This window comes from Streptomyces capparidis (genome assembly GCF_054782095.1).
This window is the reverse complement of the sequence record NZ_BAAGTD010000115.1, coordinates 1-4,367: the sequence shown is the minus strand read 5'-3', so window position 1 is coordinate 4,367 and position 4,367 is coordinate 1. Positions and strand designations below refer to the sequence as shown.

The 4,367-nt window shown below is 73.8% G+C and carries 2 protein-coding genes; one reads left to right on the top strand and one right to left on the bottom strand.

Translation table 11 applies throughout. The features are described from left to right. Positions 1–136 precede the first annotated feature (136 nt). Positions 137–325, bottom strand: a complete 189-nt coding sequence (locus ACYVO2_RS37100; RefSeq protein ID WP_461012536.1) for a hypothetical protein — start codon at positions 323–325, stop codon at positions 137–139. Between the two features lie 584 nt (positions 326–909). Between ACYVO2_RS37100 and ACYVO2_RS37095 the strand changes: the two genes are divergently transcribed. After that, positions 910–4,311, top strand: coding sequence for a sensor histidine kinase (locus ACYVO2_RS37095; RefSeq protein WP_461012535.1), 3,402 nt, complete (start codon positions 910–912; stop codon positions 4,309–4,311). Positions 4,312–4,367 lie beyond the last annotated feature (56 nt).

The following is a 4,367-nucleotide window of genomic DNA, read 5'->3' as shown; positions in this document are numbered from 1 at the left end:
GCCGCGCGCGGCGGGACGGCGGGGGCGGACGGAGGCCGGGCGCGGCCCCCGCGGGGGCGGCGCGCCGCCCGCGGCGTCGCGGCGCGGCGGGCGCGGCCCTTCTCGTCGGGAGGGGAGCCGGCGCGGGCCCCGGGGTTCAGGAGGCGGGCTCGTCCACCAGCGTGGTGCGCCGCGGGTTCGCCGTGGACCGGGGCAGCTCCCGCAGCTCCGCATCGGCGGCGTCGTCCTCGACCGCGGGACGCGTCACCAGGCCGCCGTCCAGGCTCGCGAGCGTGGTGCGGCGGGGGTTGGCTATGGAGCGGAACATCATGGTCGTCTTCTTCATCGGGGATTCGACCTCGGTGTTTTCGGGAACGGCTTGTCAGGGACGATCCGGGTGGGCGGCAGAATCCCTCCCGATGTAAAGCACCAATCAGGTTAAACATGGGTAACGGGACAGCACCGTGACATGCGCCACGTCGGAGCTGTGATTTTGCTCACCACGCCCTTGACAAACAGCCCCAAACCTCGCATTAGCCGCTGCCCCTCATTTCGCGACATTCCCCCGGGAAGCGACTTTTCGGGCACGAGGGGCGCTAGCGGGGCAAGCGCGTGCGGCGCCCGGAATGCCCCGCATTCTCCGTAATCCATGACGGTCCGTCACACGGTCGGTAGTGGATCACTCGCCTATCGTCACCCAATCCCCGGGGTCCGCCTCCGCCCTTGTTGGAGATCCTGGGCTGTGCTGGAATTCCACGGACCGCCGCTCGTATCCCGCTCGCACCGGCGACGAGGCGACGAGCATCAGGACGGCGGTGAACACCGGGCGCGTGCCGGTCATCCGCACCACAGATGAGCACGAGCCCCCAAGACTCGACACCGTCCCGCCGCGCTCAGCGGGGGACGCCTGGTCCAGAGGTTGCGACGCTAGTGCAGGGACGTATCAAGAGGGATGGCGGCGCTGCGGGCGACCCGGAGCAGCGCGGCGGAGCCGGTGGCGGCTCCCCGCAGGTCGCCCCGGGCGCCGATGCGACGGCCACGGCCAAGCCGAAGGGCCCGGCGGGAGACGGCCGCGGCGGCGCGGGCAAGGGCGCCGCGGGCGACGGCTCCGAGAAGCAGTCGTCGCGAATACGGCTGCGCAACTGGAAGATCAGCACCCGCCTGGTCGCGCTGCTCACCCTGCCCGTGGTCGCCGCCACCACCCTCGGCGCGCTGCGCATCCAGAACTCGCTCGAGGACGTGGACCAGCTCGAGCACATGGACAAGCTGACCACGCTCACCGAGCGGGCGACCCGGCTGGCCGACCGCCTCCAGGACGAGCGCGACCTGACGGCGGGCCCGCTCACCCGCGGGCGCGAGGGCGACGACTCGGTGGCCGCCACCCGCGAGGAGACCGACAAGGCGGCGCGCTCCTTCCTCGCCGAGAGCAACCTGCCCAAGGACGACGACGCGCTGACGGGCGTGCGCAACACGCTGGTGCAGATCGACACCCAGTTGCGCGAGCTCAACCGCATCCGCGAGCTCGCCTACGACAACCCGGACTACGTCTCGCAGACCGCGGACAGCTACAGCCAGCTCATCGAGGGCCTCCTCTCGCTGTCCCAGGACATGGCGCAGGCCACGTCCAACACCGAGATGATCCAGGCCACCCGCGCGCTCACCGCGTTCGCGCAGTCCAAGGAGGACTACTCGATCCAGCGCGCGGTGCTGGCCGCGGCGCTCGCCCACGAGGGCGGGCCGGAGCTGAGCGAGAACGACCGCTACTTCGCCCGCACCACGTACCAGAACGAGAAGAGCGCGCAGGAGCGTTTCATCTCCATCTACGGCGACGACTCCGCCAAGCTGCTCAGCGGCCTGGACGGCGACGTGGTGGAGATCGAGCTCGCGGACGAGTTCCGCGAGCGCGCGGTGAACTACCCCAACGGCATCAAGAGCCAGGACCTGTCCTACCTGGACTGGATCGACAAGTCCACGACCCGCCTGGACGCCATGCGCGCCGTCCAGACCGAGCTGCTGGCCCAGATGTCCCGCCAGGCGAAGAACCTGCGCAGCGAGGCCCAGCGGGACGCGCTGCTCAACGGCGCGCTGATCCTGATCGTCCTCGGCGTGGCCGTCATCGGCGCGGCCGTGGTGGCCCGCTCGATGATCCGCTCGCTGCGCCGCCTCCAGGACACCGCGCAGGAAGTCGCCCAGAAGCGCCTCCCCGAGCTGGTCAAGCACCTGTCCGAGGCCGACCCGCAGGACATCGACACCAGCGTGAAGTCGATCGGCCTGAACTCGCGCGACGAGATCGGCCAGGTCGCCAAGGCGTTCGACGAGGTCCACCGCGAGGCGGTGCGGCTGGCGTCCGAGCAGGCGCTGCTGCGAGGAAACGTCAACGCGATGTTCACCAACCTCTCGCGCCGCAGCCAGGGCCTCATCCAGCGCCAGTTGAGCCTGATCTCCGAGCTGGAGAGCCGCGAGGCCGACCCGGACCAGCTCGCCAACCTGTTCAAGCTGGACCACCTGGCCACCCGCATGCGCCGCAACGGCGAGAACCTGCTGGTCCTCGCGGGTGAGGAGCCGGGCCGCCGGTGGACCCGCCCGGTGCCGCTGGTGGACGTGCTGCGCGCCGCCGCCTCCGAGGTGGAGCAGTACGAGCGCATCGAGCTGACCTCGGTGCCGTCCACCGAGGTCGCCGGCCGCGTCGTCAACGACCTGGTGCACCTGCTCGCCGAGCTGCTGGAGAACGCCACCTCCTTCTCCAGCCCACAGACCAAGGTGAAGGTCACCGGCCACGCGCTGCCGGACGGCCGGGTGCTCATCGAGATCCACGACACCGGCATCGGCCTGTCCCCCGAGGACCTCGCCGAGATCAACGAGCGGCTGGCCAACCCGCCGACGGTGGACGTGTCGGTCTCCCGCCGCATGGGCCTGTTCGTGGTCGGCCGCCTGTCCCTGCGGCACGGCATCCGCATCCAGTTGCGCCCGAGCGACTCCGGCGGCACCACCGCGCTGGTCATGCTGCCGGTGGACGTCACCCAGGGCGGCGGCGCCCCCAAGAGCGCCGGCCGGCCGGGCCAGGCCCCGCAGACGGGCGCGGCGCCGCAGCGCGGCCAGTTGTCCTCCCTCCAGACCGGCGGCCCTGGCGGCCCGGGCGCGTCCCCCGCGGGCGGGCGCGACCTGCCGCAGCGGCCCGTCGCCGGCCGTCCCGCGCAGCCGCAGCTCCCGCAGCAGTCCAAGCCGCAGCAGCAGCCGCAGCCCCAGCAGTCGCAGCAGCAGCCCGGGCAGCCGCCGCGCAGGACGCTGCCGCCGCCGCCGCGGCCGACCCGCCCCCAGCAGCCCCAGCCGCAGGCCGGGCAGCCGCACGAGCCGGCGCGCCCCGCCCCGTCGGCTCCGCAGCAGCCCCAGCAGCCGCAGTGGACGGGCATGTCCGGCGATCAGCACCGGCGCGACGCCACCCCGCCCGCGGGGACGCCGCTCCCGCCGGGCGCCGGGCGCCAGCCGGCCCGCCGGGACTTCGCCGAGACGGCGCAGGGCGACCACGACCGGGTGGAGTCCACGCTCCAGTTCGAGGCCGTGCGCGACGACCAGCGCCCGCCGCTGCCCCGCGTCCCGCAGCAGATGCCGCAGCCGCAGGCCCCCCAGGCGCTGCCCGCGAACCTGCCGCCGGTCCAGGTGCCGCAGCCGCAGGCTCCCCAGCCGCAGGCCCCGCAGCCCTTCCCCGAGCAGGAGCGGCAGCGCAGCGAGCCGCAGTTGCCGCCCGCCGCGGAGCCGATGGCCCTGCCGCCGGCGCCGGTCAGCGCCGACGAGCGCACGCCGATCTTCGACACGGTCGAGTCCGACTGGTTCCGCTCCCGGGCCGCGGACGGCGCCGCGCCGCCCGCCGCCCCGCAGGCCCCGGCGCCGCAGCAGCGGCCGCAGCGCGCCGAGCCCGCGGGCACCGGCCTCCCCGGCCCGCAGCCGGCCCGTCCCCAGCGCGACCGGCACACCCCGCCGCCGCGCCCGGCGGCCCAGCCGCAGGCGGCCAGGTCCGCCGGTGCCTCCTCCGGGCAGTGGCGGCCCTCGTCCAACGACGAGCGGTGGCGCCGCGCCGAGCAGGTCCGCGAGCCGCAGGCCGGCGGAGTGACCGCCGCCGGGCTGCCGCGCCGGGTGCCCCGCGCCAACCTGGTGCCGGGCAAGGCCCAGGCCCCGCAGACCCCCCAGACCACCGGTCACCCCCAGGTCTCCCGCGCCCCCGACGAGGTGCGCGGGCGGCTGACGAACCTCCGCCGCGGTATCCAGCAGGGCCGGCAGGCCGGTGCGGGACCCACCGACGGCCGCGGTTTCAGACCCAATCACCAGGAGCGTTAGTTGAGTGCGATGAGCCAGGCGGCGCAGAATCTGAACTGGTTGATCACCAACTTCGT

Bases quoted from the DNA above. Each gene is read 5' to 3' on its own strand.
- ACYVO2_RS37100 (WP_461012536.1), bottom strand. From the start codon at position 325: ATGAAGAAGACGACCATGATGTTCCGCTCCATAGCCAACCCCCGCCGC.